The following is a 2501-nucleotide window of genomic DNA, read 5'->3' as shown; positions in this document are numbered from 1 at the left end:
CCTTCACGGATGGGTGAACATCCCGCCACCTTGATAATTTTTCCATTCTTTCCCTTGCGTTCCCTTTCCTTTTCCTGCATGGCACGTCCGGTCTTTTCCTTGACCATTTGCTTGATATTGTCATAATGAGTTCGCAGTTCGGGAGTGCTGAAGTCGGGATTTATCCACTGTTCGTTGTTGGTGGAAAGTTCGGGAACGACATAGATTCTGGACTCCCCGATATTACGCATATACTCGGCAGTTCTTCGGTTGTGTGCCTCGCTCGATGCGATGTTGCAAGGCTTGATATGTATGCTTGATTTTGTTGCCATAGCTTCTTTTCTTTGTTTGCAATTGATTATTCTGCTCGCTTTCGCAGAGGGGTTCTTAGGGGTAACCCATAAGCGGAGATTGCAAAGAGAGGGTCACTCTTTGCTCGGGGTTCTCAGGGGTGAAACGCCCTGAGTGGGTTATTAGGGCAAAGCTCTAATCCCCTCGGGAGAGCCCACAACTACGAAAGCGGAGCGTGTAGTTATAGTGGGCTATAACCGAAAGCCGTTTTTCTTTTTCGGTGACTGGCTGCTCACTCCTTTGACGGATTGGACTTGCCTTTTTCTTTCAACCTGTTTCTGTAAGTATTCGTTCAAGTCCTTACATCCGCTGTAAGTCTGTGAAGCGTCACGGATGTATCGGTCTCTGCCGTATTCCTTGCGGATTTGTTGGAGGGCTTCCATGCCTGCATGGTCGTTGTCGAAAAAGCAGTGGATGCGTTCGTAATTGCCCAACGGATAGAGAGCCTTGTTCACATTCGATACGGAATTCAATACGATGTAATCCTGTCCATCCAGCTCCGGATAATTCGGACAGTTCTCTTGTCTCAATGTCAGAAAGGAGAGGTAGTCCATAAATCCCTCGAACACATAACAGGTATTCCTCGCTTTCCCAGACTGTCTGATGTGGGAGATTTCCTTTGGAGCGATGCAGCCCTTGAAATAGCGGTTACGAACCTCAAACCCACCCGAAGCATTGAGAAAGGCGATGGCAAAGTACCGCTTGCCGTTGTGGGTGAAACGGGCTTCACTACATTCTCTTTTCGCCAGTTCTATGTTAATTCTTCTGCTTTGTAAGTAGGCAAGCAGGGCAGGAGATGACAGCGGAACAATCTCCAACTGTTGGAAGCTCGGCTCAGAAGAGCTTTGCTTTCCAAAAGAGAAAGATACCGGGCGCACGTGCGGTGTCTGCTCTGCTATCCGTTTCAAGATGTAAGGTATATGGTCGGTAGCGTACAGATGTGCAGCCAGTGCAATGATGTTTCCGCCCTTTCCCAAACCGAAGTCATACCATTGTTCACGTTCGGTATTCACTTTGAACGATGCTTCACTCTCTTCCCTAAACGGAGATTTGTACCAAAGGTTGATACCTTGTTGTTTTACTGGTGAATAACCTAAGCTGTGCAGGTAGTCGGCTATTCGTATGCTTTTAGCTTCTTCTATTGTCATTTTCTTGCGGATTTGTTGGTGAATGAAAAATGATGATTTGATGAATTTGGAATTTAACACACTGTTAAACAGCGTTATATCGGCTCATCTTTTTCTCATCAGATTGCTTGCCAAAAGAGAAATGATGTTTTCTTTTTTCATCAGCAATCGTTGTTGATGAGTGTTTGATGAATACATATCTATCTGTAAGGCAATATATTACTTCCCTTATTCATCATTTCATCAAAATAATTAGATAGCGGTCAGTTGTTCTTTCGTTACCGTATAAAACCGACCAGTTTTCCTTTTCGGCTCATAGTGGCACTCACGATGGGGTGCGAACTCATAAGCGGTGTAGGATAGCGAATTGTGTGCAGAAGTAAGTTTCCATACTTCCTGCACAACTTTCCTCACTTGATACTTTTCAACCTTGACCTGTGAATAGAGTAGCAAGGTTACAAGGTCGTTCAGGCAGAATGATACGCTTTCCACGTTCATGTTCGACATGATGTCAAGCAACAACTCGGTCATTTCTATTTCCAGTCGGTTGCGGTTGCTTCGAATTATTTTCTGCAAGGCTGCGGTATGTGTCAGTCTTGGGTTGAACCACATACGGCTTTCCTGTGTCGTGGATAGTTCCCTTTGGGTCAGGAAATAAAGAAATGCAGGTATTTCCGCTTTTAGCTTTTGCAGAAAGTTGGTATCATCACTCTGCAACGGCATTATCTTCCGCACCCAGTAGCGTGTTTCTCCTGCGTCTATGAGTATAGGCAGATATTCGTTGTTGGAACATAGCACGAACTTGGCGAAGAAAGCAATCTCCGTTCGGTCTTTGCCTTTGGCTTCCACCTTGTAGGTGAAAGTGGTGCTCAGGTTTTTCAACCGTTCGCTGTCTTCCCTGCGGTTGAGCAAAACTTCGTCCACAACGATTAGCAGCTTTCCTGCCCAGTCGGAATTGAACTGGCTGCGGAAATCTTCGTTGGTGTTGAAAGTCACGTTGTTCTCAAACACGGCTTTCAGGAAGTTCAAGAACGTGCTTTTGCC

General features: G+C 45.5%; 2 protein-coding genes and 1 pseudogene. All 3 read right to left on the bottom strand.

Translation table 11 applies throughout. The features are described 5' to 3' along the window. Window positions 1–311, bottom strand: a pseudogene (locus DXA74_RS15830) (mobilization protein); the annotation flags it as partial. A gap of 210 nt (window positions 312–521) precedes the next feature. Then, window positions 522–1478 carry a toprim domain-containing protein gene (locus tag DXA74_RS15825; RefSeq protein ID WP_118529087.1) on the bottom strand — a complete coding sequence of 319 codons (957 nt, stop codon included), beginning with the start codon at window positions 1476–1478 and terminating at the stop codon, window positions 522–524. Between the two features lie 231 nt (window positions 1479–1709). Further along, a partial coding sequence (locus DXA74_RS15820) for a primase-helicase family protein (RefSeq protein WP_118529085.1) occupies window positions 1710–2501 on the bottom strand: 792 nt, incomplete at its 5' end.

The organism is Bacteroides sp. OF04-15BH, assembly GCF_003477995.1.
In the GTDB taxonomy this organism is placed as follows: Bacteria; Bacteroidota; Bacteroidia; order Bacteroidales; family Bacteroidaceae; genus Paraprevotella.
Note: the sequence above shows the minus strand (reverse complement) of the source record. Positions and strands in the feature narration are given on the sequence as shown.

Coding starts and splice junctions, on each gene's coding strand:
- DXA74_RS15825 (WP_118529087.1), bottom strand. CDS start 1,478: ATGACAATAGAAGAAGCTAAAAGCATACGAATAGCCGACTACCTGCAC.